Source organism: Rhodoplanes sp. SY1, from assembly GCF_046000175.1.
Taxonomy (GTDB): Bacteria; Pseudomonadota; Alphaproteobacteria; order Rhizobiales; family Xanthobacteraceae; genus Rhodoplanes.
In genome coordinates this window covers 1-26300 of record NZ_JBEOMB010000058.1, presented here as the reverse complement: position 1 = coordinate 26300, position 26300 = coordinate 1, and the positions used below count along the sequence as shown (strand labels likewise).

Sequence of the window (26300 nt, the reverse complement as noted above, 5' to 3'; positions counted from 1 at the left end):
GCCGCCGATCCGGTCGGCCCGTTCCGGGCGCGCCGGCTGCGTCTCGCCCGCCGGCCCGACCCCGATGCCGCGGTCGGCACCGTGCTGGTCGACGAGGGGGAGAGCCCGCTCGCTTGGCTGGCCCGCCGCAAGGGGCGCGACGGCCGCGCCATGATCGAGCCGGTCCAGCTGCTCGCCGGCGAGCGGCTGCGCGCCGACTTCACCTTCGCCCAGCTCGGCCCGCGCGTGACGGTCGACTGGAGCGCCGCGCTCGCCCCGGGCGCGTCGGGCGGGGGAGGGGGGCCGGCCGCCATGACCGATGCGGTCCTCGCGGCGCGGCAGCGCCTCGCCGCGGCCTTGCGGGCGACGGGACGCGAGTTCTCCGGATTGCTGCTCGACGTCTGCTGCTTCCTGAAGGGGCTGGAGGAGATCGAGCGCGAGCGCGGCTGGCCGGCCCGCTCGGCCAAGGTGGTGCTGCAGCTCGGGCTCGATCGGCTGGCCCGTCACTATGGGCTCGCCGTCACGGCGCGCGGCCGCTCCGGACCGATGCGGGTCTGGCGGGCGGATATCACGGACGCGGCAGGTCTGGACGCCGCGGGTCCTTGAGGATGTCGATCAGGGCGCGGAGGCCGGCCGGCATGTAGGCGCGGTGCGGATAATAGAGGAACACGTCGTCAAAGCGCGGCGTCCAATCCTCCAGGCACCGCACCAGCGCGCCGCTGGCGAGATAGGACCGCACCCGGTCCTCGAACGCGAAGGCGAGGCCCGCGCCGGCTAGTGCCGCCTCGGCGATCAGCTCCTGATCGTCGAGGATCACCGGGCCGTCGACCGCCACCGTGACGGTCTCGCCGTCCTTCTCGAACTCCCACGGGAACGTCGCCCCGCTCGGGAAGCGGTAGCGAATGCAGCGATGGCCGTGCAGGTCGGCGGGCCGCTCGGGACGTCGGCGGTCGTCGAAGTAGGACGGCGCCGCGACCACGGCGAAGCGCATCGGCAGCGGGATGCGGGTGGCGATCATGCCCTGCTGCAGGCGCTCGCCGAACCTGATGCCGGCGTCGAAGCCGTCGGCGACGATGTCGACCAGCGCATCGTCGGACGACACCTCGATGGCGAGCCCGGGGTTCTCGCGCACCAGCCGGGCGATCACCGGACCCATCAGGGCGAGGCCGACCGGCCGCGGCACGGTGATCCGGATTGTGCCGGCCGGGGTGTCGCGAAAGCGGTTCACCTCCTCGATCGCCTGGGCGACGTCGCCGAAGGCCGGCTTCAGCCGGCCGTGCAGGAGACGGCCGGCCTCGGTCAGCGACACGCTGCGGGTGTTGCGGTTGAGCAGCCTCACGCCGAGGTCCTGCTCCAGCCCCTTGACGGCATGGCTGAGGGCCGAGCGCGTGACGCCCCGCTCCGCCGCGGCGCGCTGGAAGCTCAGATGATCGGCGACCGCCACGAAGGCGGCGAGGTCGGGCCAGCGATGGTTCATTGGTGAACACTACTCACCAAGGTGTCGTTCATTGTCAATCTGTGCGATTGCGCCGGCGCGGTCTATGTATCGCCTCACCCAACACACGGAGGCATCCATGGACCAGAACATCACCGGCAAGGTCGTCGTGATCACGGGCGCGAGCAGCGGGATCGGCGAGGCGACGGCCCGGCATCTCGCCGCCGGCGGCGCCGTGGTGGCGCTGGCGGCGCGCCGCACCGACAAGCTCGCGGCGATCGTCGCCGAGATCGCGGCGGCCGGCGGCAAGGCGAAGGCCTACACGGTCGACGTCACGCGGAAGGAGCAGGTCGACGAGCTCGTCGCCGACGTGGTGGCGGATTTTGGCCGGCTCGACGTGATCGTGAACAATGCCGGCCTGATGGCGATCGCGCCGATGAGCCAGCGGCGTACCGACGAGTGGGACCGGATGATCGACATCAACGTGAAGGGGCTGCTGTACGGCATTGCCGCGGCGCTGCCGGTGTTCGAGCGGCAGGGCTCGGGTCACGTCGTGAACATCTCTTCGGTCGCCGGCATCAAGGTGTTCAGCCCGGGCGGCACCGTCTACTCCGGCACCAAGTTCGCCGTGCGGGCGATCTCCGAAGGGCTGCGCCACGAGGTCGGCCGGACCATCCGGGTGACGACCATCGAGCCCGGTGCCGTCGAGTCCGAGCTGAAGCTCGGCAGCAGCGACGCGGCGAGCCGCGCCGCCCTCGAGGAGTTCTACAGGACCAGCCAGATCCCGGCGTCGTCGATCGCCCGCGCCATCGCCTACGCGATCGAGCAGCCGGCCGATGTCGACGTCAACGAGATCGTGCTGCGCCCGACCTCCCAGGACTTCTGATTCCGAACTTCGGTTCTGGCGCGCCTCGCCGGCCCCCGGACAAGAAACCCCGCCGCGCTGCGACGCACGGCGGGGTTTTTCGTGAGATCGCGCGGGCGGCCCGGGCCGCCCGCCGTGGCTGACCGGTCAGCCCTTGTCGCCGAGCAGCTTGCGGGCCCACCAGCCGGTGCGGCGCGGCTTGCCGGACTCGGCCTCGGGAGAGGACTGGGCGACCGCCGACGTCTCGGGCGCCGGTGCCGGCTCGCTCGGCGCGGGCGCCGGCTCGACCGGACGCGGGGTCGCGTCGCCGTTGGCCGACGACGTGCCGTTGCCGCCGAGCACGAAGGACACCGGCTCGCGCACCGTCGAGCGCCGGCGCGGCGGCTCGGCCGGGGCCGGCTCGGCCGCCGGTGCCCGCGCGGCCGCGGGGGCGACCGGGGCCTGCGTCACCGACTCGGGAGCGAGCGCCTGCAGCGGCTCGGGCGGTTCGACCGGGCCGAAATCCGGCGGCGGCGGGGGCGCGTCGACATGACGGCTGCGACCGCGGCCGCGACGCGGCTCCGGCCGCAGCGGCGCGTCGAAGCCCGCCTCCGGCTCGGGCAGGTTCTCGGGTCCGATCTCGTCGAAGCCGGACGCGGTTGCGGTCACCGGCGCGAAGGAGGAGCCACGCTCGACCGGCGCATCCGCCGGGGTCGATGTGACCGGTGCCTCGTCGCCGACCGCGGCGCGCGGCGCGGCGTCGGCCGACACGGGCAGCTCGGGCTGCTCGCCGGACGGGATCTCCTCGCCGAGCCTTGGTCCGCCGAAATCCTCGATGGCGTGGGCGAGCTCGGGCTCGACCAGGTCGAAGCCGGGCTCCGGACCCCCGAGCGGCCCCGGGGCGCCATCCTGCCGGCGATTGCGCCGGCCACCGCGGCGACCGCGCCGGCGACGCCGACGTCCGCCGTCGCCGTTCTCGCCCTCGCCGTCGTTTCGTGCGGCCTGGCCTTCGCCCTCCGCGTCGTCACCGTCGGCCTCGTCGTCGCCCTCGGTCTCGCCCGCCTCGGCCTCGCCGGCCGGCGCGCGCGCCACCATCGGGCCGCGCTCGCCGCGCTCCTCGCGCTCGTCGCCGCGACGACCGCGCCGCCGGCGGCGCCGGCGGCGGCCACGACCGTCGCCCTCGCCGTCGCCGTTCTCGGTGTCGGTGCGTGCCTCGGTCTCCTCGACCTCGTCCTCGTCGACCTCGGCCTCGTAGGCCTCGGCCTCGATCTCGTCCTCGTCGTCCTCCTCGATCCGCGACGGCGCCGGCAGCGCCGCGGCCGATTGCGCCGCGATGGCGCGCGCCTGCTCGAGCGAGTGCACCTGCTCGTTCTTCTCGATGACGAACGGATGCGCCCCCATCACGCTCTCGTCGGCCCGCACGGTGAGGACCAGCCGGAAGCGCTGCTCCAGCTCGGCGAGGTGGGCGCGCTTGTGGTTGAGGATGTAGAGCGCCGTGTCGGTGCCGGTGCGGATCGTGAGATTATGGGTGGCGCCGCGCATGAGCGTCTCTTCGAGCATGCGCAGGCACTGCAGGGCGACCGACGAGACCGAGCGGACGTGGCCGGTGCCGCCGCAATGCGGGCACTTCTCGGTCGAGCTCTCGAACACGCTGGTGCGGATGCGCTGCCGCGACATCTCCATCAGGCCGAAATGCGAGATCCGGCCGACCTGGATGCGGGCGCGGTCGTTCTTCAGACACTCCTTCAGCTTGCGCTCGACGGAACGGTTGTTCCGCTTCTCGTCCATGTCGATGAAGTCGATGACGATCAGGCCGGCGAGGTCGCGCAGGCGGAGCTGGCGGGCGACCTCCTCGCAGGCCTCGAGGTTGGTCTTGAGGGCCGTGTCCTCGATGTGGTGCTCGCGCGTCGCGCGGCCCGAGTTCACGTCGATGGCGACCAGCGCCTCGGTCTGGTTCAGGACGATGTAGCCGCCGGAGCGGAGCTGCACGGTCGGCGAGAACATCGCGTCGAGCTGGGTCTCGACGCCGTAGCGGGTCAGCAGGGGCTGCGGCTCGGCGTAGAGCTTCACGTTCTTCGCATGGCTCGGCATGAGCATGCGCATGAAGTCCTTGGCCTCGCGATAGGCGTCCTCGCCGGCGACGATGACCTCGTCGATCTCCTTGTTGTAGAGATCGCGGATCGCCCGCTTCACCACCGAGCCCTCCTCGTAGACGAGGGTCGGGGCCGAAGACTTGAGGGTGAGGTCGCGGACCTGCTCCCACACGCGCAGCAGATACTCGAAGTCGCGCTTCACCTCGGTCTTGGTGCGCGCCGCGCCGGCGGTGCGCAGGATGACGCCCATCCCCTCCGGAACCTCGAGGTCCTGGGCGATCTCCTTCAGGCGCTTGCGGTCCTGGGTGTTGGTGATCTTGCGGCTGATGCCGCCGCCGCGCGCCGTGTTCGGCATCAGCACCGAGTAGCGGCCGGCGAGCGAGAGGTAGGTGGTCAGCGCCGCGCCCTTGGTGCCGCGCTCCTCCTTGACGACCTGCACCAGCATGACCTGCCGGCGCTTGATCACCTCCTGGATCTTGTACTGGCGACGATAGCGCGGGGTGCGATCGGGCAGCTCCTCGAGCGCGTCGGCACCGCCGACCGACTCGACGACCTCCTCCTCTTCCTCCTCGTCGTCGTCGTCCTCCTCCTCGTCCTCGTCGTCATCCTCCTCGTCGTCGTCCTCGTCGTCGTCCTCCACGTCGTGGCCGTTGCCGGGCGTGGCGGAGTCCGCGGACGGGGCGGGCGGCAGGACCTCGCCGTCGAGGGCGGCGACCGGTGTCGGCTCGGCCGGGGCGGCCGGCTCGCTGGCGACGGCCTCGCCCTCGGCGACGACCGGCGGCGGAACGGGCTCGGTGGGCGGGGTGGCGTCGGCGTCACCCGCGGGCGCCGCCGCAGCCGCCTCGGCCACGGCCGTGGTCGGCTCGGTCAGGGCCGGCGCGGCCGGCGGGATGTCGCTCTCGGAACGGGCGAAGGCGAGCTCGGTCTGCGCCTCGCCGGGCGAGGGGATGTGCGGGGTCTCGACCGGGCCGGCGCCCGCGGGCATGGCTTCGGCGGATGCGTCGGTGGCGAATGCGTCGGTGGCGGATGCGTCGGTGGCGGATGCATCGGCGGAGGGGGCGCCGAACCCGGCGGCATCGGCGGTGGGGGCCTGCGACTCGCGCGCCTCGGAGACGGCTGCATCGGAGGCGGGTGCCGCCGGCACCGGCTCGCTCGCCACCCGGTCGTCACGATGGGGCGGGCGCTCGGCCGGGATCTGGCGGGCGCCCGAGCGGGCGGCGGCGCGGCGGTCGGCCTCGGCCTCGGCGGCCCGGTGGGCGCGCTCCTCCTCGTCGATCAGCATCTGCCGGTCGGCGACCGGGATCTGGTAGTAGTCCGGGTGGATTTCGCTGAACGCCAGGAAGCCGTGGCGGTTGCCGCCATAGTCGACGAACGCGGCCTGGAGCGAGGGCTCGACCCGCGTCACCTTGGCCAGGTAGATGTTGCCTCGCAGCTGCCGGCGGCTCGCCGACTCGAAATCGAATTCCTCTACGCGGTTTCCACGGAGCACGACGACCCGGGTCTCTTCCGGGTGGGTCGCGTCGATGAGCATCTTATTCGCCATGTCGGTGTCTCGTTGCGGCGCGGCCGCGCGCGATCCGGTCCACCCGCGGGACCGGGATCAAGCGTCGGACGTTGCGCGCCGAAGGGGGGGTGGAAAGCAGGAACGACACGAAGCGCGAGTCGCGGTCCGCGGGAGGACGGGAGCGCCGGCGCTCTTTCGCAGCGCCCGGCAATGTGCTCCTCGTTCATTGTCCCGGACATCGGCTCCGAATCCTGGGGTGCTGGGCCACGCGCCGTGGCCATGACGGGTCTTAGGGGCTGAGGATGTCTCGCGTGAACGTCCGATCGGATCGCAAACGCATCGAATCGTCCTTCGAAGGCGGCGGCCTCTCGCGGCGGACCCGCTGCAAGTCTCGCGCCGCAGGCCCTTCGCTGCAAGCCTCTCGCAAGCAAAGCCTCTCGCAAGCAAGCCTCTCGAGACCGTTTTCGCGATCCGCCGTGCGGGGCGACGGCGAAAACGGTGGGCGGACCTTCGAGGGTTCCGGACGCCGAAACAGGAGCGTTCGGTCTCTCTCGATCCACCAGCAGCTCTTATTAAGGCGCGTCATGCCCTATTGGCAAGCCGCATGCGTGTCACGGAACTGCGAGGGCGGGACGGGAATCGCTTGATGATCAGCCAGTTGCCTCGCCGACAGGCAGCCGGCTGCCGGCCTGCGGCCGTGTCCGGGCCGGCGCCGCCGCGAGAAAGCCCACGTTAACCGTCAGAGTTTATTCGGGAAGCAGCACGGGGAGGCATGCGGCGGTGGGACGGGGACTGGCCCTCGCCTTGGCGATTGCCGCCATTGTCGGCGCACTGCACGTCCCCGTCGCACGGGCGGCGGAGCCGGCGCGCGCCTCGGGCTCGGCGGTTCCGGTCACGATTCCGGACTTTCCGGTCGCCACCGATGCGCGCCTCGCCGGCGACGCCGGGCAGACCCGATTCGTCGTCGACCTGTCGAAGACCATCGAGGTGCGGGCGTTCACGCTCGCCGACCCGTACCGGGTCATCGTCGACATGCCGCAGGTGACGTTCCAGCTCCCGGCCAAGACCGGCGAGCGGGCGCGCGGCCTGGTCAAGGCGTTCCGCTACGGGCTGGTGATGCCGGGCGGCTCGCGCATCGTGCTCGACACCACCGGACCGGTGCGGGTCGAGCGCGCCTTCGTGCTGGAGCCGGCCGACGGGCTGCCGGCCCGCCTGGTCCTCGACCTCGCCGCCGTCGACCGGGCGACCTTCCTGCGCGCCGCCGCGATCGACAACCGGCTGCCGCGCGAGACGCGCCGGACCGAGCCGGACGCCAAGCAGAACGGCGACCCGCGCCCGATCGTCGTCGTCGACCCCGGCCATGGCGGCATCGACAACGGCACCCGGGCGCCGAGCGGCGAGGAGGAAAAGACCATCGTCCTCGCCTTCGGCCTGATGCTGCGCGACAAGCTCGAGCAGACCGGCAAGTACCGGGTGGTGATGACCCGCTCGGACGACCGCTTCATCCCGCTCGGCGAGCGGGTGCGCTTCGCCCGCAGCCGCGAGGCGGCGCTGTTCATCTCGATCCATTGCGACGCGCTCGCCCGCCGCGACGGCGGCGCCGAGGGGGCGACCATCTACACGCTGTCCGAGCACGCCTCCGATGCCGAGGCGGGGCGCCTGGCGGAGGCCGAGAACAAGGCCGACGTGATCGCCGGCGTCGACCTCTCGGCCGAGCCGGACGACATCGCCGACATCCTGATCGACCTCGCCCAGCGCGAGACCAAGAACTACTCGAACCAGTTCGCCCGCACTCTGGCGGGCGAGCTGAAGTCGGCCGCCAAGCTGCACAAGCAGCCGCTGAAGTCGGCCGGCTTCCGGGTGCTGACCGCCCCCGACGTGCCCTCCGTGCTGGTCGAGCTCGGCTACGTGTCGAGCAAGACCGACCTCAAGCTGATGCTCTCCGACGCCTGGCGCGCCAAGGCGGCCGAGTCGATCGTCCGCGCCGTCGACGCCTTCTTCCAGCCGAGGCTCGCCGCCCCGGCCGAAGCCAAGGCCGCCGGCGCGGCAGGGGGCGGGGCGGGGGCGGGAGCGGGGGGGAATTGAGGGGGGCGCCGCCTGAAGCGCGTAGACGGACGATCACTAGAAGTTGCTTTGTCGATGTGCTTCACTCTCGTCATGAGCGATACAGAACCCAATTCAGGCTCCGATCAGGAAGCTAGGCCCAAATCGTTCGGACCGCCTACATTCCCGCCTCTCCCTGAAACGTTTCAGATACCGATCCAGCTTCTTGAGCAATGGATGGATGTGCCCTCAAGTGAACGGATTGTCGCTCCGCTCACTCGTCAAGATATCGACCACCTTATGTTTGGACTCCTTAAGTCAAACGAGTCGCAAAGATTGCTCGATCAGACGCTTGTTCATTGGTCTAATGGTAGAACTTCAGAGGCCAACATGACGCTCTCTGAGTTCAAGCGTGCGAATATCGAGAGCGATAACTATCTGCGGCAGTTCATTACGGGGTTAATCGTGTCCGCTCTGCGGGGGCGGTCGAATGCCGGATAACACAGGTGCGTATGAGAACGTTGTTTCGATAGGGGAAAGACTTGGTCAAGGAAGACCGCCTGGAGGGCCCTTGCGACCGCCGGGCGGAGGAGGCACATCAGACGGCATGAACGAGCGTGTTGCCAAACTCGAAGCCATCGCCGAAGGCCTACAAAAGGCAGTCGAGCGGATCCAGAGTGACTCTGGCTCTATCCGGGAAGGGCTCGCGCGCATCGAGGCGAAGATCGACACGCGTGCTGCGGCCACTGACGTCGCGGCAATTAGTGCCAAACTCGATGATAAGCCGGGAACTTGGCGGGTCGTGGTCATTGCGATGGTCATCGGGGGGCTCGTCACAGCTGCTTCTGTAGCTGGGGTAAAGCTTCTGCCCCAACCGCAGGCGAGCGTAGCGGCAGGCACCCGATAATCTTGGCGGGGCCGTCGCAACGGCATGCGGTTCAGTCCATCTTCGCCAGGTGGCGATGCCTTCTCATCGCTCGCCCGAGCCTCAGTTTGACCATAAAACCGGGCGACCTACGGGCGGCACGACGGGTGGATTCCGCCCGGGCGGACGGCGGTCGCGGCAAGCGGGCCCGGCAGGGCCGGGCGCGGTAGGGGCGACACGGCCGACCGCCGGCAGCGCCAACGGGGATTGGGGCGATGCGATTGATGCTGCGGTTCTTCGGCTTCCTGTTCACGCTCGGGACCATCGTGTTCCTGGTGGGGATCGCGGCCGCGGCCGGGATGATCTGGCATTTCTCCAAGGACCTGCCCGACTACACCCAGCTCCAGGAATACGAGCCGCCGGTGATGACCCGCGTCCACGCGGTCGACGGCGCGCTGCTCGCCGAATACGCCCGCGAGCGCCGGCTCTATCTGCCGATCCAGGCGATCCCCAAGCAGGTGATCAACGCCTTCATCTCGGCCGAGGACAAGAACTTCTACGAGCACGGCGGCCTCGACTTCACCGGCATCGCCCGCGCCGGCCTCCTGTTCGTCCAGAACATCGGCTCGAGCCGTCGCCCGCAGGGCGCCTCGACCATCACGCAGCAGGTCGCGAAAAACTTCCTGCTCACCAACGAGGTGTCGTTCGACCGCAAGATCAAGGAGGCGCTGCTGGCGCTGAAGATCGAGCGGGCCTACTCCAAGGACCGCATCCTCGAGCTCTATCTCAACGAGATCTATCTGGGCTTCTCGGCCTACGGCGTCGCGGCCGCGTCGCTCCTCTATTTCGACAAGTCGGTCAACGACCTGACCGTCGCGGAGGCGGCCTATCTGGCGGCCCTGCCGAAGGCCCCCTCGCAGCTCCACCCGTTCCGCCAGCGCGACCGGGCGGTCGAGCGCCGCAACTACGTCATCGACCGCATGGTCGAGAACGGCTACGTGACGGCCGCCGACGGCGAGGCCGCCAAGAAGACCCCGCTCAACGTCACGCCGCGGCCGACCGGCGCCCACATTTTCGCCGGCGAGTATTTCGCCGAGGAGGTGCGCCGCGAGATTCTGGAGAAGTTCGGCGAGAAGCGCCTCTACGAGGGCGGCCTTTCGATCCGCACCACGCTCGACCCCAAGCTCCAGGTGATGGCCCGCAAGGCGTTCACGGACGGCCTGGTGCGCTTCGACGAAGGGCAGGGCTGGCGCGGCCCCGTGACCAGGATCGACGTGACCGGCGACTGGGGGCCGCGGCTCGCCGACGTGCGCGCCCTGAGCGACGTCGCCCCGTGGCGGCTCGCCGTGGTGCTGGAGACGGCCGATCAGGCGGCCCGCATCGGCCTGCAGCCGGGGCGCGAGCCGGGCGGCGCCGTCAAGCGCGAGCGCGAGGTCGGCATCCTGCCGCTCGACGGGCTGAAATGGGCCAAGGCGACCAGCGGACCGGCGCGCGGCAAGGCGGTCGCCAAGACCTCGCAGGTGCTGGAGCCGGGCGACGTCGTCTATGTCGAGCCGGTCGCCGGCAAGGACGGCCAGTTCCGGCTGCGCCAGATCCCGGAAATCTCCGGCGCCATGGTGGTGATGGACCCGGTGACCGGCCGCGTGGTCGCGCTGGTCGGCGGCTTCTCGTTCGACCAGAGCCAGTTCGACCGCGCCACCCAGGCGATGCGCCAGCCCGGCTCGTCGATCAAGCCGCTGGTCTATGCGGCCGCCCTCGACAACGGCTACACGCCCTCCACCATCGTGGTCGACGCCCCGATCGAGATCGACCAGGGCCCCGGCATCGGCGTGTGGCGGCCGGAGAACTACTCGACCGGCAAGTATTACGGTCCGCAGACGCTGCGATTCGGCATCGAGCACTCGCGCAATGTGATGACGGTGCGGCTGACCCAGGACATCGGCATGCCGCTGGTCGCGGAATACGCCAAGCGGTTCGGCATCTACGACCACATGCCGCCCTACCTCTCCTATGCGCTCGGGGCCGGCGAGACGACCGTGATGCGGATGGTGACGGCCTACTCGATGATCGCCAACGGCGGCCGGCGCATCACCCCCACCCTGATCGACCGCATCCAGGACCGCACCGGCAAGACCGTCTACAAGCACGACCAGCGCGAGTGCCGCGGCTGCGAGGCCGACGGCTGGCAGAACCAGCCGGAGCCCGGCCTGATCGATCGCCGCGAGCAGGTGCTCGACCCGATGACCGCGTACCAGATCACCTCGATCATGGAGGGCGTCGTCCAGCGCGGCACCGGCAATGCGGTCGCCGCGGTCGGCAAGCCGGTGGCCGGCAAGACCGGCACCACCAACGACGAGAAGGACGTGTGGTTCGTCGGCTTCACGCCCGAGCTCGCGGTCGGCGTCTATCTCGGCTACGACAAGCCGCGTCACATCGGCCGCGGCGCCTCGGGCGGCCACATGGCGGCGCCGATCGTGCGCGACTTCCTGAAGGTGGCGCTCGCCGACAAGGCCCCGGTGCCGTTCCGGGTGCCGCCCGGCATCAAGCTGATCCGCATCGACGCGGCGAGCGGCACGCGCGCCGGACCCGGCACCACCAAGGCGATCCTCGAGGCCTACAAGCCGGGCACCGCGCCGGCCGAATCGACCACCTATGCCGGGACGCTCGGCCCCGACGGGCAGCCGCTCGGCGTCACGCCGGAGGTCGACCGGGCGGTGCGCACCGGCACGGGCGGACTGTACTGAGTCGCCGCGGCGGAGCCGTCGACGGCCCCGCGCCCGACCCGCACGGGATGCCGGCAAGCCGATCCGCAGAGACCGGAGCCACAGACAACAAAAAACCCCCGCCATGCGGGGGTTTTTTGTTCGGAGGTCGGGCCTTGTGTCGAGGATCCCTGGAGGCGCTCCTGCGGTCGGCCGAATGCCGCCGGGGCGGCGAGCCGGGTGGCTCGCGAACCCCGGTTCACTCCTGGACGAACGGATAGCGCTCGGCCGCCTCGCGGCGCATCCGCGAAACCTCGGCGAAGCTGCGGCGAACCTCGCCGACAACGGCCTTCACGGTCGCGGCGGCGCGCGCCACGGCACCCTCGGTGGCGGGACGGGTCGGAATGGCAAAGTCGGTCATGGTCGGCTCCCTCGAATTCCTGAGCAGCGGTTCACCGCTGTCTGTCTCGTCTCATATGGCCGTATGCGCACGATTGAAAAACCCCGCCTTCGCACATGCACATTTGACGCGAATTCAACAATCGGGGTCCATTCGTCTAATTCCTGCGCTCGGATCGGCCTAATCCGGCAGCAGGCCCCGTGCCGCGGCCCTTGCTATCCCTCGGCGAAGCCGAGTCGGACACCAGCCTAGAGGGGATCTCTCCTGGCCGGCCTGTCTGGCCGATCGTATGTCTTACGCGGCATCCGGGCCGGCGGATCACGCCGGCCCGGCTCGCCGGTCAGGTCTCGACGAAGGGATAGCGACGCTGGGCATCCGCCCGCATCGCCTGGGCCTCGCGCAGAACCTCCAGCATCGAGCCGACGCCGGCGAGGGCGCGGCCGAGCAGCGTGGCCTTATGGGTGCGCGGGGCGGCAGCGCCGACTTTCGAACTCTGAATCATTCCTACATGCGCTCCTGATCGCAATTCGTTGAGCGATCCCGAGAACCCACCGCGTCGCGGCGGGTCGGGGTCGTTGGGTCTCTCCTGATGTGTTATTGCGGCGCAGCAATGGCAAGGAATCGAATAAGATTTTATTGATTAATTTTCGATTGCGATGCGACATTCCAGAACCCGGGCGTCGATCTGAAAAAACGAATATAAGTTCTGTCCTTCCTGCGGGCATCGTAGCCGGGCTCGCGACAATGTGCGCGCGGGCCCTGACCGTCGGGGGTTGCGTGCGGGCCGAACGCTCGGCACCGTGCCCATGGGGACGGTGAACCTTGCGGGGAGACCCATGGGATTCGTCTTGGCACGTCTCGTTGTCCTCCTGGCCGGCTGGACGGCGGCTTTCGCGACCGCGCTCACCGCCTCGGCCCTCATGTCGACGCCGCGCCTCTCCGTCTTCCTCGTCTCGGGCGGCCTGTGGACGGCCGCGATGCTGCTCGACTGAGCGTGTCGCCCGCGCGATCCGCCGTGACGCGGGCGGGGCCGACCGTCGCGGTGCGACGCGTCGCAGCGCGGGTTGCGCCGGCGCGCCCGGGCCGCTACATGCGGCACCGGCATTCGAGACGACGCCGCGGCCGGCCGGTCGCGGCGGTTTCATGAGGTCCGCGGCCGGAGACGGCCGGGAAGGTGACAGGCGATGCGCGCGGAAACCGTGTCCGTGGTGGAAGAGATCAAGCAGTCGGTCGGGCTGCTGAGGAGGCATCTTTGACTTCGACAAGGCCCGCGCGCGCCTTGCGGAGCTGAACAAGCTCGCCGAGGATCCCGATCTCTGGAACGACCCGCAGAAGGCGCAGCGCCTGATGCAGGAGCGCACCAGCCTGGAAGACAGCCTGACCGCGATCGGTCGTATCGAGCAGGAGCTCGACGACCAGATCATGCTGATCGAGCTCGGCGAGTCCGAGAACGACGCGGCCGTGGTCGGCGAGGCCGAGGCGGCGCTCGCCGGCCTCAAGGCCGAGGTCGACCGCCGCCAGCTCGAGGCGCTGCTCTCCGGCGAGGCCGATCCCAACGACACCTACCTCGAGGTGCATGCCGGGGCCGGCGGCACCGAGAGCCAGGACTGGGCCAACATGCTCCTGCGCATGTACACGCGCTGGGCCGAGCAGCACGGCTACAAGATCGAGTACCTGGAAGAGACCGAGGGCGAAGAGGCCGGCATCAAGTCGTCGACGATCATCATCAAGGGCCACAACGCCTATGGCTGGCTGAAGACCGAGCGCGGCGTCCACCGGCTGGTGCGCATCTCGCCGTTCGACTCGAACGCCCGCCGGCACACCTCGTTCGCCAGCGTCGACGTCTATCCGGTGATCGACGACCGCATCGTCATCGACGTCAAGGAGTCGGACGTGCGCACCGACACCATGCGATCGGGCGGCGCCGGCGGCCAGCACGTCAACAAGACCGAATCGGCGGTGCGCCTCACCCACATCCCGACCGGGCTGGCGGTGGTCTGCCAGGCCGAGCGCTCGCAGCACAAGAATCGGGCCACTGCCTGGAACATGCTGCGTGCCCGCCTCTACGAGATCGAGCTGAAGAAGCGCGAAGCGGCGGCGGTGGCCGAGTTCGAGGCCAAGACCGACATCGGCTGGGGCCACCAGATCCGGTCCTACGTGCTGCAGCCGTACCAGATGGTGAAGGACCTCCGCACCGGCGTGCAGACCTCCGACACCGGCGGCGTGCTCGACGGCGACCTCGACCGCTTCATGGAGGCGACGCTCGCCCAGAAGGCGTTCGGCGGCGGTCCGGAGCAGGTCGAGGACGTGGAGTAGGGGGCGGCTCCGCCCCCTCTCGGCCGCGCCGCGATGCCGGCCGCCGCCGCAGCGGTCGCCAGCGGGCGACCCTTGCTGGCGCGAAATTTGCTCTTTTCACCAACGTGCTCTAGAATTTTACGAGTCGGAAACCATTTCCGGGCTCGCGGTGATTCGTTTTCGTTCCAGCCTCCTCACGGCGGCGGGACAGCGTGCCCAGAGCTCCGGTGAGGAGTGTCCGGCGTGCGGGTGGCCTCGCGGCCGCGTTCCGCCGGCGTCGTGTTCCAGTCGCCGCATGCGTTCACGTCGCGGGATCGACGGCGTTCGGATCGACCCGCGTCGCAGCCAGATGTCGCGTGAGCAGGTCGCGTGAGCGAACAGTGCCGTCCCCGGTTCGAGGTCCGGTCGGCGACGAAGCCTCGCAGCAGGAAGGGACTATAGCCTCGAAGGTGGAAGCTTCGAAGGTGGAAGCTTCGGGGGTGGAAGCTTCGGGGGTGAAAGCCTCGAAGGTGAAAGCCTCGACCGTGGACTGCCGCCGACACGCCCTGCGGCGTGTCTGCTTGGGAGCGCCGCGTCGCGCGTCCTCTGCCGATGGCAAGTCGCCCGGCAGACGCTCCTCGCGAAGCCCCCGAGAACGGGACTTGGGCGATTGGGACTTGGACCGTCCTGGCCAGGAGGGTGGATGTCCAGCGCGAGAATCACGTCCGCCGGAATGGCGGACACCGAGACCCTGCTGAACCTGCTCTCGCGCAAAGGCGCGGTCCGGGGCGAGCTGCAGCGGCCGCACGGCTCGACCGAGCACGGGCCCGGCTTCCTGCCGGCCACCGGCGGCACCGCCGACCTCAACGGACCGGGCAGCGCCGGCAAGTACTCGCTCAGCAGCGAGACCATGGCGTTCCTGCTCACGGTCCAGCAGACCTCGGGCGACCCGGCCGGCGGAGCGCGGGCGCGCGGCCGCGCCGGCACGGCCGATGGTCGGATCGACCAGGTCTTCCGCGCCATGGACACCGACGGCGACGGCCGCATCGGCCGCGCCGAGTTCGTCTCCTTCATCGAGGCGCGCGGCGGCACGACGAGCTTCGCCGAACGCATGTTCACCAAGATCGACGCCACGGCGCAGGGCTTCATCACCCGCGACGGCATGGCGGCGGCGGTGCGTCAGTCGGCCGAGGCGGCCGACGCGACGCTCGGGACCGACGATCGCCGGCCGCCCTTCTCGGCCTCGGCCTGACGGGGTGGGCGCCGCGCCGTAGACCCGTCCGGGAAGGCCGGTGCGCCTGACCGTCCTGCCGTCCAAGTTCGGCGTTCGCGCGCGAGAACCGGGCGCTGTCCGATACATCCCGAAACGCAAATCCGGGCCGCCGTGCTGCCACGGTCTGCCGGAACCCGCACCCTCGCCCGTATAAGCCCCGTACATGCTCACGCGGACGATCCTCGCGGGGCCGGCGCGACGCCTCGCGCGTGACCGGCGGCGGCGACGTGCGCCTCGGGGGAACCGGATGTCCACCACCACCAGCACGACCGACACCGCGAGCCTGTGGTCGCTGATGCAGCTCCTGCAGACGAGCAGCGCGGCCGACACGTCGCGCACCGCGTCGAGCAGTGCGGCCGGGAGCACGACGGGAACGTCGAGCGGTTCGTCTTTTCTCGACATGCTCGGCGCCGCGCGCGAGGCGCCGCCGCCCCGCGACGACGAGCGTGGCGCCTCCTCGGGTTCCGGCAATGGTCTCGGGGGCGAGGTGATGGCGATGCTGATGATGCTGCAGCAGGTCTCCGGCGCGGGCAGCGGCGACGGGGCGGCGTCGTCGAGCGGGTCGAGCGTCTCGGCGGTCGGCACCGCCGGCTCGCCGACCGGCATGGCGGCCGCGGTGGACAATCCGCTCCAGCAGATGGTCGACACCATCGACGGAGACGACGACGGCAGCGTCACGGCGGCCGAGTTCTCGACCTATGTGCAGTCGCTCGGCGGCTCGGAGGAGCTGGGCGAGAGCCTGTTCTCGATGCTCGACACGAGCGGCTCCGGCTCGCTCACGGAGTCGCAGTTCGTCTCGGCGATCGGGGCGCCGCCACAACCGCCGCCGGACGGGAAGGGTGGCGGCCGCGGTCTCGACGGAACGGCCTCCGACATCGTCGCGGCCCTCGACACCGACGGCGACGGTTCGGTGTCGCAGAGCGAGCTGGAGAGCCTCGCGACCGCGAGCGGCGACACGACCGAGACGGCCGACGGTGTCTTCGCGTCGCTCGACGAGGACGCGGACGGATCGGTCAGCCAGGACGAGCTGTCACGCAGCCTGAAGGCGATGCTCGACACCGTTGCGGCATCGATGGTGTCCGGCAGCGACACGCGCAACGGCGTCGCTCGGAGCGCCTGATCCGGCATCGCCTCGTGTCCCGGCCGCGGCGCGAGGCGCCACGAACCGGGCACGCGGAACCTCGTTGCCTCACGCCGCCTTGGCGCCGAAGCCGGCGGCCTCGATCGCCTCGACCAGCGCGGCCGGCGCCGCCGAGGTCGCCGCCTCGACCCGGCCGCTGCCGAGGTCGATCGTCACGTTGGCCTGCGGATCCTGCGCCTTGATGATCCGCTCGACCGCGCGGACACAGCCGTCGCAGGTCATCCCGGTGACATTCAACGTAACCATGGTGTTCTAGACCTTTCTTCGTGTCGTTACCTGGGGCGCCACGACCCGCGCGGCAAGAGTTGCTGTGGCCGGATGACGGCATATCGACAGATTTCGTCCCGACGCGCTTGCACCCCCCGGCACGGTTGTCGAGAGTGTGAGCTGGCGCGGCGAATCACCTTGATATCCCGCAACCTGTCTCGGTGTTCTCGGAGCTCGTAATGGCCCGCGTCGGTGCCGTCTTCGTCGGCCTGTGCATGGCGCTGATCGCCGGTTCGCTCGGCACGCTCATGTACCTCTATGTGGGCACCAACGCGGCCGAGACGGCGATCGTCACGCTGGTCGCCTTCACCGGGCTCGCCGTCTACAACGCGGTCGCCCTCAAGGCGCGCGACCGCGGCGGCGACGCCACCGGCTCGCTCGCCGATCTTTCGCGCGGCACCACGGATCTGGCCCGCCAGGTGCTCGATCTCGGCCGCCGCGTCGCCACCATGGAGTCGCGCCTCGACGGCGTCCTCGACCGGGTCGGCGAGGCGGCGAAGCCCTTGTCCGACGAGCTGGGCGAGCTCGGCGCGCTCCTGAGCCAGCTCGCCGAGACGGTCGCCACCCACGACACGCTGCTGCGCTCCGGGGCGCCGGGCAGCCCCTACAAGGGCGCACATGCCGCGGCCGGCGCCGCCGGTCCGGCGCCCGCCGCGGTTCCGTCGTCGAGCGCACCGGCCGCACCGGCGGACGAAACCGCCGTCGCCGCGCCGGCCGTCGCCAGCGGCACGACGGAGGCCGCCCTCTCGGCCGCGCCGGCGTCGGCTGCGCCCGGCAGCCGCTTCTCTCGGCTGCCCCGCGAGGCGGCGGTCGACATGGTGCGCGAGGCGCTCGACGCCGGCCGGCTCGACCTCCTGCTGCAGCCGATCGTGATGCTGCCGCAGCGCAAGGTGCGCTTCTACGAGGCGGTGGCGCGGCTGCGCTCGCGCGACGGCGAGGTCCTGATGCCGTCCGAGGTGCTGCCGGTCGCCGAGGCGGCCGGCCTGGTCGCCCGGCTCGACAACGCCATGCTGTTCCGCTGCGTCCAGATCGTCCGCCGGCTGATCGGCAAGAACCGCGACATCGGGCTGTTCTGCAACGTTTCGGCCGCGACCCTGGTGGACCCGCAGTTCTTCCCGCAGTTCAACGAGTTCGTCGACGCCAACCGGGCCATCGCGCCGTCCTTCGTGTTCGAGTTCCGGCAGGATGCCTACCGGTCCTTCGGGCCGATGGAGAACGAGAGCCTCGCCTCGCTCACCGACCGCGGCTTCCGCCTCTCGCTCGACCATGTCGTCGACATGCGGTTCGAGCCGCGCGACCTCGCCGACCGCGGCTTCCGCTTCGTCAAGGTGCCGGCCTCGCTGCTGCTCGCCCGCCACACGGCGACCACCGACATCCACCCGGCCGACCTTTCGGGCCTGCTCGGCCGCTACGGCATCGAGCTGATCGCCGAGAAGATCGAGACCGAGGCGACCGTGGTCGACCTGCTCGACTACGACCTGAAATACGGCCAGGGCTTCCTGTTCTCGCCGCCTCGCCCGGTGCGGCCCGAGGTGCTGCAGGGCGGCACCGAGAGGCTCGGCGACCTCGGCATGCTCGACAACCGTCCGGCGACGGCCGCGACGCCCGGGCCGGCGCTCGGGTTCGCCCCGGTCCCCCTGGCCGCCGCGCCCATCCCGGTGTCCATGCCGAAGGCCGCCGCCGCGGCTGCCCCGACCGCCCCCGCCGTTGCGCCGGCCGCGCCGCTGTCGCCCGCTGCCAGCCTCGCGGCCGTCCTCGGCCTGCGCCCGGCCGTGGTGATGCCGTCGCCGTCCGCCTTCGCGACGCCGCTGCCCGGCCCCGCGCCGACCGCCGTGGTGACGCCCGCCGCGACGCCGGTCGCGCCGACACCGGCCGCGCCGGCATCGTTGCCCGCCGCGGCGCCCATCGCCGTGTCGCTGCCGCCCGGCGCTCTGTCGATGGGTGGGGCAGTGCCGATCGCCGCGCTCACGCCGACGGCGACGCCCGCCGCGGCTCCCGCGGCTGCGCCGGACACGACCGCCGAGCTGCCCGTGATCCCGTCGGTGCCGACCCTGGTCGCCTCGGCCAATCCGCCGCCCGCGGCGGTGGCGCCGGCCGTGCTGCCGCCGACCATCCCGGGCGAGCGCCGCGTCGGCAGCGCGGCGCGCGGCCATCCCGGCACCGTGCTGGCCCAGATCGCCCGCGGCATGATGGCCCGCAAGTCGACGACGGGCGGCTGATCGGCCGTCGGGGGCGCATAGGCGCCAAGTCAGGTCCGATGCCTCTCCGTCGTCATGCTCCGCGAAGGCGGAGCACCCAGTACGCCGAGACGTTTCGAGTCGAACAACGAACGCCGCTGGAGACTGGGTCGTCCACCTGCGCGGACGACGACCGAGAGGCTGTGCCTTCACGCCTGAGCTCAGCGCCTGTGCGCGTCGCCGCGCTCCGTCACCCCGCGGGGGTGACGGCGGCACGGCGATCGGATAGGACCTCGGCTCCCTCCGACCGACCGGACGACGATGAGCATCCCGTTTCCGACGCTGACCGACCATTTCGCGCCGCTGGCGAGCTGCTACGACGTCCTGTTCTGCGACGTGTGGGGCGTCGTCCACAACGGCATCGCGCCGTTTCCCGAGACCATCGACGCCCTGCAGCGCTACCGCGCCGGCGGCGGCCGCGTCGTGCTCCTCACCAACGCGCCGCGCGACGGCGACGTGGTGGTCGACTTCCTCGACGGCCTGAAGGTGCCGCGCGACACCTATGACGCCGTCGTCACCTCCGGCGACGTCGCCCGTGCCGAGATCGAGGCGCGCCGCGACCAGCCCGTGCTGCACATCGGCCCGGAGCGCGACTTCTCCATGTTCGACGGACTGGAGCTGCGCTTCACCACGGTCGAGGAGGCGCAATATGCGGTGTGCTCCGGCCTGTTCGACGACGAAACCGAGACGCCGGAGGATTACCGCGACCTCGCAACGGCCATGAAGGCGCGCGACCTGTTCATGGTCTGCGCCAACCCGGACCGGGTGGTGGAGCGCGGCGACCGGCTGGTCTATTGCGCCGGCGCCGTCGCGGATCTGTACGAGAGCCTGGGCGGTGCCGTGATGTTCACGGGCAAGCCCTACCGGCCGATCTACGAGCGGGCGCTCGCCTGCGCCGAGCGGCTGCGCGGCGCCGCGGTGCCGCACGGCCGCATCCTGGCGGTCGGCGATTCGGTGCGCACCGACCTCAAGGGCGCGGTGGCGTTCGGCATCGACTGCCTGTTCGTCACCGCCGGCATCCACGCCGAGGAGCTCGGCGGCCGCGAGACGGTCGACCACGGGGCGCTCGCCGCGATCTTCACCGAGGCCGGCGTGCTGCCCGCCGTGGTGACGCGCCGGCTGGCGTGGTGAGCCGGCTGGCGTGATCAGCGGCGCCCGAAACGCGAAAGGCCGGGCGTGCCCGGCCTTCGGTCGTTCGTCGTGGCGTGACGGCGCGCCGCTCGGGGCGGCGGCCGGTCACTCGACGCCGCTCACTTGAACATGTCGTCGACCGCCTTCTGGTCGATGGCGTAGCCGTCGAGCTGCGGGCCGTTGAGGAGCAGGCGCTCCTTGCGCTCGGCGCGGGCGCGTTCCTCGTCGCTCGCATAGACGGGGACGGCGCCTCCGGTCGGCCCGACGACGCTGGCGAAGCGGCTGACCCGGCTCTCGATGTTCTGCAGGGTCTCGATCACCTTGGCGATACGCTGGCCGGTGATGTCCTGGAACGAGCAGGCCTCGAAGATGACCAGCATCTTGTCCTGCACGAGCGCCTGGAACTTGGCCGGATCGCTGGTGTCGGCGGCCATCAAGGTCTCGGCGCATTCCATGATCGTGTTGGTCGCGCCTTCGGTCGCCTTGACGATCGCGCTCAGCTCGTGGCCGGCGGCCGGGATTCGGTCCTGCTTGATCTCGTCGACCCGCAAGGCGCCGATCTCGCCGCGCATCCGCTCGATGTAGCCGGCGATCTCGTGCATCTCGCGGTAGATCGCCGTGTCCATCGCTTCGAAGAACACGTGCAGCGACTTCGCGGTGATCTCGGCGAGCGAGAGGACCTCGGCGAGCGAGACGTCCTCGCCCTTCTTCTGATGCAGGCACTCGATCAGGCTCTCGAGTTGCTGCGTGTTGACCCTCGCCATCGCGAGCTCTCCTCAAGGATCTGCTGCGCCGTGTCGAGCCGCCGGCCCCCGGACGAACCCGGGACCGCCTCGACGGCGACCCGGACGGCTAGTCGCCGAACACCGCCTGGATCTTGCTCTGCAGGGTCTGGGCGTTGAAGGGCTTGACGATGTAGTTGTTCACGCCGGCCTTCTTGGCCGCGATGACGTTCTCGGTCTTCGACTCGGCCGTCACCATGATGAACGGCGTCTTCGAGAGGCTCGGATCGGCGCGGACCTCCTTGAGGAGCTCGTAGCCGGTCATCGGCTCCATGTTCCAGTCGGAGATGACGAGGCCGTACCGCTTCTCGCGCATCTTGCCGAGCGCCGCGGACCCGTCCGCCGCGTCGTCGATATCCTCGAAACCGATCTGCTTGAGCAGATTGCGGATGATCCGGATCATCGTGTTGTAGTCATCCACGACGAGCACGGGCATCGAAAGGTCGATCGCCATGTCCTCACTCCGTTACGCAACAAACCGGGAGTACGCAGTGTCCTGTCGCTGTTGTACGGCGTGTGGACAGGTCCCACCGCCCGAGATACACCCAGGTTTCTCCCCACTGGGGTTGGACGTTAGCTGCGCCCTTTGAATATCCGGTTAATCGGCCCTCCATCGGGTCGCCGAGACGGCCCTGGGGCGGATTTGTGGCAAACGAAAAGCCCTAAGTTTGCTCGTGGTTTAGGTGCGGCCGTCGGGATTCGTTAACCGCAGATTCGGAACATGACACCGGCGTTCGCGAAAGTGCTCCGCAGCCCTCGCCTCGGCCCGCCGTCGCACCGCCCGCTCGTCCGCCGCCCGCTCGTTTTTCACCCGTTCGTCCGCAACCCGTGACCGTGCCGAAGCCATGACCGACATCTCGTTTCCCGCGCCCTCGTTCCGGCTGATCCGCGACCGCCTGGACGGGCCCGCCCCGCAGGGGCTCGACGGCGCCGTCGTCGCGCTCGGCAATTTCGACGGCGTCCATCGCGGCCACCGCGCCGTCATCCAGGCCGCGCAGGCGCGTGCCCGCGCGCTCGGCAAGCCCGCCGCCGCGATGACGTTCGAGCCGCATCCGCGCGTCCTGTTCGACCCGGAGACGCCGGACTTCCGCCTCTCCAGCGTCGACGAGAAGGTGCGGCTCCTCGCCGCCACGGGTCTCGACGGGGCGATCGTGATGGGCTTCGACCGGGCGCTCGCCGCGCTGACCCCGGCCGAGTTCGTCCAGACCGTGCTGGTCGAGCGCTACAAGGTGGCCGGCGTCGCGACCGGCTTCGACTTCCAGTTCGGCAAGGGCCGGGCCGGCACCACCGAGTTCCTCCGCAAGGAGGGCGAGCGGCTGGGATTTTCGGTCGACATCGCCCCGCCGCTGCTCGACGCCGGCGAGCGGGTGTCGTCCGGCGGGGTTCGCTCGGCCCTGACCCGCGGCGAGGTCGAGCACGCCTGGCGGCTGCTCGGCTATCCCTGGTTCCAATCCGGCGAGGTGGTGCACGGCGACAGCCGCGGCCGCGACCTCGGCTATCCGACCGCCAACCTGAAGCTCGATCCCAACTGCAAGCTGCGCCACGGCGTCTATGCGGTGCGGGTCGGCGTCGAGGGCAAGCGCTACGACGGCGTCGCCAATTTCGGCCGGCGGCCGATGTTCGACACCGGCGTCACCCTGCTCGAGGCGTTCCTGTTCGACTTCAAGGGCGACCTCTACGGCAAGACGATCGACGTCGCCTTCTATGCCTTCCTGCGGCCGGAACTGAAGTTCCGCGCCGTCGAGGACCTGATCGATCGAATGAACGAGGATTCGAAGGCCGCCCGGCAGATCCTCGCCGGCGCCGGCAACGCCTTCCCGCAGCTCGCCGACGTGGCGGTGACGAAGCGCGGGTAGGGCGCCCTTCACCTCTCCCCGCACGCGGGGAGAGGCCGGATTTCGCGCGCTCGCGCGGGAAATCCGGGTGAGGGGGCGTCTCCGTATCCACGAAACGCCCCCTCACCCCAACCCTCCCCCGCCAGCGGGGAGAGGGAGAGCGGGCGCCGCGGACGATGAAGCGTTCCTGAAGGAGGGAAGCGCGGCCGGCAGCCCCCTTTGCCCTTCACGGGCCGGCGGCGCCTTGTTAAGAACGGCGCGCCATGACCGACGCCGTGACGACGACCCGCGACTATTCGAAAACGCTGTTTCTGCCGGTGACCGACTTCCCCATGCGGGCGGGTCTGCCGCAGAAGGAGCCGGACATCCTGGCCCATTGGGCGACGATCGACCTCTACGGCCGGTTGCGCCAGGCCTCTCAGGGACGCGCCAAGTTCGTGCTCCACGACGGGCCGCCCTATGCCAACGGCCACATCCATATCGGGCACGCGCTCAACAAGGTCCTGAAAGATCTCGTCACCCGCTCGCAGCAGATGCTGGGCTTCGACTCGAACTACGTGCCGGGCTGGGACTGCCACGGCCTGCCGATCGAGTGGAAGATCGAGGAGGAGAACTACCGCAAGAAGGGCAAGGCGAAGCCCGACCTGTCGGACCCGTCCGCCATGATCGCGTTCCGCCAGGAGTGCCGGCGCTACGCGGAGCACTGGCTGTCGGTGCAGCGCGAGGAGTTCAAGCGGCTCGGCGTGGTCGGCGACTGGGACCACCCCTACACCACCATGAGCTTCCCGGCCGAGGCGCAGATCGCCCGCGAGATCATGAAGTTCGCGGCGAACGGCACGCTCTATCGCGGCAGTAAGCCGGTGATGTGGTCGGTGGTCGAGCGCACCGCGCTCGCCGAGGCCGAGGTCGAGTACGAGGATTTCACCAGCGACACGGTGTGGGTGAAGTTTCCGGTCTCTGTTCCCTCTCCCCGCACGCGGGGAGAGGGTGGCTCGCCGCGGAGCGGCGAGTCGGGTGAGGGGGCCTCTCGTGGATACGGAGACGCCCCCTCACCCGACGTCCGCGCTCAACGCGCGAACGTCGACCTCTCCCCGCGCGCGGGGAGAGGTGACCTGGCCGGCGCGTCCGTCGTCATCTGGACGACGACGCCGTGGACGCTTCCCGGCAACCGCGCCATCAGCTTCTCGCACAAGATCGGCTACGGCCTCTACAAGGTCACGGACGCGCCCGCCGACAACTGGGCCAAGACCGGCGACCTTCTGATCCTCGCCGACAAGCTCGCCGAGGACGTTCTCAAACAGGCCCGCGTCGTCGCCTTCGAGAAGGTGCGGGCCGTGCCGGCCGACGTGCTGGGCGAGCTCGTCTGCGACCATCCGCTCAAGTCCGTCGGGGGCTACGACTTCGCGGTGCCGCTGCTCGACGGCGAGCATGTCGACGACTCGACCGGCACCGGCTTCGTCCACACCGCGCCCGGCCACGGCCGCGAAGACTTCGAGATCTGGATGGAGTACGGCCGCCGGCTCGCCGAGCGCGGCATCTCCACGAAAATCCCCTACACGGTCGATGCCGACGGCCGCTACACCGACGATGCTCCGGGCTTCGTCGGCCGCCGCGTCATCACCGAAAAAGGCGAAAAGGGCGACGCCAACGAGGCGGTGATCAAGGCGCTGGTGGAGGCCGGCAACCTTCTCGCGCGTGGAAAACTGAAGCATCAGTATCCGCATTCGTGGCGCTCCAAGAAGCCGGTGATCTTCCGCAACACGCCGCAGTGGTTCATCGCCATGGACCAGGACATCGCGGCGGGTGATGCCGCCAAGTCCGGCGACACGCTCCGCGCCCGTGCCCTCAAGGCCATCAAGGCGACCCGCTGGGTGCCGTCGCAGGGCCAGAACCGCATCACCGGCATGATCGAGAGCCGGCCCGACTGGGTGATCTCGCGCCAGCGCGCCTGGGGCGTGCCGATCACGGTGTTCGTGCGTGAGAAGGGCCACGGCGAGGTCGAGATCCTTCAGGACGAGGCCGTCAACGCCCGTATCGTCGCGGCCTTCGAGACCGAAGGGGCGGATGCCTGGTACGCGGCCGGAGCGCGCGAGCGTTTCCTGGGCAACCGCGCCGCCGAGGGGTGGCAGAAGGTCGACGACATTCTCGACGTCTGGTTCGATTCAGGATCGACCCACGCCTTCGTGCTGGAGGACCCGGAGAACTTCGCGACGCTGGCCGGCATCCGACGCAAGGTCGACGGCGGTCGTGATCAGGTCATGTATCTGGAAGGCTCGGACCAGCACCGCGGCTGGTTCCACTCGTCGCTGCTCGAGTCGTGCGGCACCCGCGGCCGCGCGCCCTTCGACGTCGTCGTCACCCACGGCTTCACGCTCGACGAGCAGGGCCGAAAGATGTCGAAGTCGCTCGGCAACACGGTGGCGCCGCAGGATCTGATCAAGCAGCACGGCGCCGACATCGTGCGCCTGTGGGTCGGCTCCTGCGACTACTGGGACGATCAGCGCATCGGCCCGGAGATCATCAAGACCACGGTCGATACCTATCGCAAGCTGCGCAACACGCTGCGCTGGATGCTCGGCAACCTGGCGCATTTCCGTGATCAGGATCGCGTCAAGGTCGAGCGCATGCCGTCGCTCGAGCGATACATGCTGCACCGGCTCGCCGAGCTCGACGGAACGGTGCGCGAGGCCTATGCCAACTTCGACTACAAGCGCATTTTCGCGGTACTGACCCAGTTCATGACCGTGGACCTGTCGGCCTTCTATTTCGACATCCGCAAGGACGCGCTCTACTGCGATCCGATCTCGTCGGTGACCCGCAAGGCTTGCCTCACCGTTCTCGATCAGATCTTCCGCTGCACCGTGACGTGGCTGGCGCCGATCCTCTGCTTCACGGCCGAGGAGGCGTGGCTGGCGCGCTATCCCGGGCGCGACGGCTCGGTGCATCTGGAGACCTTCCCCGAGGTGCCGGAGAGCTGGCGCAACGAGGGGCTCGCCGAGACCTGGCGCAAGGCCCGCGCGGTGCGCCGCGTCGTCACCGGGGCGCTGGAGCTGGAGCGCGCCGGCAAGCGCATCGGCTCGTCGCTGGAGGCGGACCCGCTCGTCTATGTGAGCGACGACGATCTGTTCCGTGCCGTGGTCGACCTCGACCTGGCGGAAATCTGCATCACGTCGGGCGCCACGCTGATCGAGGCGAACGGGCCCGAGGATGCGTTCCGGCTCGCCGAGGTGCCGGGCGCCGCCGTGCTGCCGCGCCGCGCCGAGGGCACCAAATGCGCCCGCTCGTGGAAGATCTCGCCCGCCGTCGGCTCCGATCCGCAGTACCCCGACGTCACCCCGCGCGACGCCCAGGCCCTGCGCGAGCGCGACGCGCTCTCCCCGGCGGCGGAATGATCGTGCGAGACGCCTCCCTTGTTCACTTCTCCCCGCTGGCGGGGAGAGGTCGAAGTCCGCGCGTGCAGCGCGGACTTCGGGTGAGGGGGCGTCTCCGCGAGTC

The 26300-nt window shown here is 70.0% G+C and carries 20 protein-coding genes; 13 read left to right on the top strand and 7 right to left on the bottom strand.

The window, feature by feature from the left end; all coding sequences use genetic code 11:
• Positions 1–585, top strand: a 585-nt coding sequence (locus tag ABTU92_RS15930) for a DUF6456 domain-containing protein (RefSeq protein ID WP_408092311.1), incomplete at its 5' end; no start/stop codon positions are given.
• Here the strand turns inward: ABTU92_RS15930 and ABTU92_RS15925 are convergent.
• Entirely contained in the window at positions 548–1456 is a 909-nt protein-coding gene (locus ABTU92_RS15925; RefSeq protein WP_408092309.1) for a LysR family transcriptional regulator, read from the bottom strand. The two genes, ABTU92_RS15930 and ABTU92_RS15925, sit on opposite strands and share 38 nt — an antisense overlap.
• Before the next feature lie 97 nt (positions 1457–1553).
• On the opposite strand from ABTU92_RS15925, the gene ABTU92_RS15920 reads away from it, so the two are divergent.
• Positions 1554–2300, top strand: coding sequence for an SDR family oxidoreductase (locus ABTU92_RS15920; RefSeq protein WP_408092307.1), 747 nt, complete (start codon positions 1554–1556; stop codon positions 2298–2300).
• A gap of 126 nt (positions 2301–2426) precedes the next feature.
• On the opposite strand, the gene ABTU92_RS15915 is transcribed toward ABTU92_RS15920, so the two are convergent.
• On the bottom strand, positions 2427–5894 hold the full coding sequence (locus ABTU92_RS15915; RefSeq protein ID WP_408092305.1) for an Rne/Rng family ribonuclease: 3468 nt from the start codon (positions 5892–5894) through the stop codon (positions 2427–2429).
• Between the two features lie 741 nt (positions 5895–6635).
• Between ABTU92_RS15915 and ABTU92_RS15910 the strand changes: the two genes are divergently transcribed.
• From ABTU92_RS15910 to ABTU92_RS15900, 3 genes are all read left to right on the top strand, one after another.
• Positions 6636–7940, top strand: a complete 1305-nt coding sequence (locus ABTU92_RS15910; protein WP_408092303.1) for an N-acetylmuramoyl-L-alanine amidase — start codon at positions 6636–6638, stop codon at positions 7938–7940.
• 565 nt (positions 7941–8505) lie between these two features.
• A complete protein-coding gene (locus tag ABTU92_RS15905; RefSeq protein ID WP_408092301.1) occupies positions 8506–8805 on the top strand; it encodes a hypothetical protein in 300 nt (99 codons plus the stop codon).
• Between the two features lie 233 nt (positions 8806–9038).
• Positions 9039–11507 carry a penicillin-binding protein 1A gene (locus ABTU92_RS15900; RefSeq protein ID WP_408092299.1) on the top strand — a complete coding sequence of 823 codons (2469 nt, stop codon included), beginning with the start codon at positions 9039–9041 and terminating at the stop codon, positions 11505–11507.
• Positions 11508–11724: 217 nt separating this feature from the next.
• Here the strand turns inward: ABTU92_RS15900 and ABTU92_RS15895 are convergent, their stop codons facing one another.
• Complete coding sequence (locus ABTU92_RS15895) at positions 11725–11886, bottom strand: hypothetical protein (RefSeq protein ID WP_408092297.1); 162 nt, start codon at positions 11884–11886, stop codon at positions 11725–11727.
• A 319-nt stretch (positions 11887–12205) separates the two neighbouring features.
• Positions 12206–12367 carry a hypothetical protein gene (locus tag ABTU92_RS15890; RefSeq protein WP_408092295.1) on the bottom strand — a complete coding sequence of 54 codons (162 nt, stop codon included), beginning with the start codon at positions 12365–12367 and terminating at the stop codon, positions 12206–12208.
• Positions 12368–12713: 346 nt separating this feature from the next.
• On the opposite strand from ABTU92_RS15890, the gene ABTU92_RS15885 reads away from it, so the two are divergent.
• The 4 genes from ABTU92_RS15885 to ABTU92_RS15870 all read left to right on the top strand — a co-directional run bounded on the left by ABTU92_RS15885 (position 12714) and on the right by ABTU92_RS15870 (position 16532).
• Positions 12714–12857 (top strand): hypothetical protein, encoded by a 144-nt coding sequence (locus ABTU92_RS15885; protein ID WP_408092293.1) that lies wholly within the window; start codon positions 12714–12716, stop codon positions 12855–12857.
• 192 nt (positions 12858–13049) lie between these two features.
• Positions 13050–14181, top strand: a protein-coding gene (prfB, locus tag ABTU92_RS15880) for a peptide chain release factor 2 (protein WP_408092291.1) whose coding sequence is annotated in 2 segments (ribosomal slippage) — positions 13050–13118 and positions 13120–14181 — 1131 coding nt in all. Because the reading frame shifts where the segments join, the coding sequence is not laid out codon by codon here.
• A gap of 661 nt (positions 14182–14842) precedes the next feature.
• Positions 14843–15391 (top strand): EF-hand domain-containing protein, encoded by a 549-nt coding sequence (locus ABTU92_RS15875; RefSeq protein WP_408092289.1) that lies wholly within the window; start codon positions 14843–14845, stop codon positions 15389–15391.
• A 268-nt stretch (positions 15392–15659) separates the two neighbouring features.
• Complete coding sequence (locus tag ABTU92_RS15870) at positions 15660–16532, top strand: EF-hand domain-containing protein (RefSeq protein ID WP_408092287.1); 873 nt, start codon at positions 15660–15662, stop codon at positions 16530–16532.
• Between the two features lie 69 nt (positions 16533–16601).
• Here ABTU92_RS15870 and ABTU92_RS15865 read toward each other — a convergent pair whose 3' ends face one another.
• Positions 16602–16799 (bottom strand): heavy-metal-associated domain-containing protein, encoded by a 198-nt coding sequence (locus ABTU92_RS15865; protein ID WP_111421263.1) that lies wholly within the window; start codon positions 16797–16799, stop codon positions 16602–16604.
• Positions 16800–16999: 200 nt separating this feature from the next.
• Between ABTU92_RS15865 and ABTU92_RS15860 the strand changes: the two genes are divergently transcribed.
• Entirely contained in the window at positions 17000–19039 is a 2040-nt protein-coding gene (locus tag ABTU92_RS15860; protein WP_408092285.1) for an EAL domain-containing protein, read from the top strand.
• 279 nt (positions 19040–19318) lie between these two features.
• Complete coding sequence (locus ABTU92_RS15855; RefSeq protein WP_408092283.1) at positions 19319–20188, top strand: TIGR01459 family HAD-type hydrolase; 870 nt, start codon at positions 19319–19321, stop codon at positions 20186–20188.
• Positions 20189–20307: 119 nt separating this feature from the next.
• Here ABTU92_RS15855 and ABTU92_RS15850 read toward each other — a convergent pair whose 3' ends face one another.
• A complete protein-coding gene (locus tag ABTU92_RS15850) occupies positions 20308–20952 on the bottom strand; it encodes a protein phosphatase CheZ (RefSeq protein WP_408092281.1) in 645 nt (214 codons plus the stop codon).
• Between the two features lie 88 nt (positions 20953–21040).
• Positions 21041–21424 (bottom strand): response regulator, encoded by a 384-nt coding sequence (locus ABTU92_RS15845; RefSeq protein WP_408092279.1) that lies wholly within the window; start codon positions 21422–21424, stop codon positions 21041–21043.
• A gap of 391 nt (positions 21425–21815) precedes the next feature.
• Here ABTU92_RS15845 and ABTU92_RS15840 point away from each other — a divergent pair, with 391 nt between their 5' ends.
• Entirely contained in the window at positions 21816–22826 is a 1011-nt protein-coding gene (locus tag ABTU92_RS15840) for a bifunctional riboflavin kinase/FAD synthetase (RefSeq protein WP_408092277.1), read from the top strand.
• Between the two features lie 242 nt (positions 22827–23068).
• Positions 23069–26197, top strand: a complete 3129-nt coding sequence (ileS, locus tag ABTU92_RS15835) for an isoleucine--tRNA ligase (protein WP_408092275.1) — start codon at positions 23069–23071, stop codon at positions 26195–26197.
• The last annotated feature ends 103 nt before the right edge of the window (positions 26198–26300 follow it).